Source organism: Xanthomonas cannabis pv. cannabis (assembly GCF_000802365.1).
GTDB lineage: Bacteria > Pseudomonadota > Gammaproteobacteria > Xanthomonadales > Xanthomonadaceae > Xanthomonas > Xanthomonas cannabis.
On record NZ_JSZE01000220.1, the window covers coordinates 1 to 1,310 of the forward strand.

Below are 1,310 nucleotides of genomic sequence, written 5' to 3' on the forward strand. Positions count from 1 at the left end.
GCGAAGCGGTGGCCTCCGACAATCAGGCGACCGCTGCGGGCTTCCGCAGTGCCGCCTCCAATGTCGGCAGCGCCGCATTCGGTGGCTACAGCGAATCCAGCGGCCGCCTGTCGTCGGCACTGGGCTACGGCGCAGTGGCTTCGAGCGACTACAGCACCGCCGTCGGCGCTGCCTCGCTGGCCTCTGGCGCCAGCGCGGTGGCCGTGGGTGAATTCAGCGAAGCCACCGGCGACGAAAGCGTGGCGGTGGGCGGTAGCACGTTCTTCGGGTTCATTCCGGCGCGTGCGTCCGGCACCGGCGCGGCCGCCTTCGGTGCAGGTGCGTGGGCAACCGCGGACTACACCACCGCAATCGGCTGGAATTCCTATGCCGACGGCGCCAATGCGACTGCACTGGGCCAGAGCGCAGCCGCGCTTGCCGACAACACGCTGGCATTGGGTGGTGGCAGCCGCGCCGATGCAATCGGCGCCAGCGTGGTCGGTGTGGATGCATCGGCCACTGGCATCAACAGCACCGGCGTCGGTCGTCAGGTCAACGTCATCGGCGAAAACGCGGTCTCGGTTGGCTACAACTCGTTCGTGCGCCAGAGCGCGGTCAACGGCGTGGCCCTGGGTGCCAACGCCGGTGCAACCGGTGCCGATTCGGTGGCGCTGGGCTCCGGTTCGCGTACCTATGAAGCCGACACGGTGTCGATCGGCAGCGGCAATGGGCGCGGCGGTCCGGCCACGCGTCGCATCGTCAACGTCAGCGATGGCCAGGCGGCGACCGATGCAGTCAACAAGGGTCAGCTCGATGCGCTGACGGCCGATGTGCAGAACACCAGCAGCAAGTTCAAGACCACCGGCGATGCAGTGGCCTCGGCGACCGGCGAGCGCAGCACCGCTGCCGGCTCGGGCGCCGCCGCCACCGGCGCACGCAGTGTGGCCATTGCCTCCGGCAGCAGCGCGTCGGCTACCGGCGCCAGCGCGATGGGCGTGGACAGCAGCGCCAGCGGCGTGAACAGCACCGCGATGGGCCGTCAGACCAGTTCCATCGGCGAAAACGGCGTGGCGCTGGGCTACAACTCCTTCGTGCGCGAGAGCGGCAGCAATGCCGTGGCATTGGGTGCCAACGCCGGCGCCAGCGGTGCCGATTCGGTGGCGTTGGGCTCGGGCTCGCGCACCTACGACGCCAACACGGTGTCGGTGGGTAGCGGCAATGGGCGCGGCGGTCCGGCCACGCGTCGCATCGTCAACGTCAGCGATGGCCAGACCGCCAGCGATGCGGTCAACAAGGGCCAGCTGGATGCATTGGCGGCCGATGTGCAAACC

General features: G+C 69.2%; 1 protein-coding gene. It reads left to right on the plus strand.

Annotation, left to right across the window (positions count from 1 at the left end; genetic code table 11):
- On the plus strand, positions 1-1,310 hold a 1,310-nt coding region (locus OZ10_RS20165; RefSeq protein WP_039566897.1), incomplete at both ends, for a YadA family autotransporter adhesin.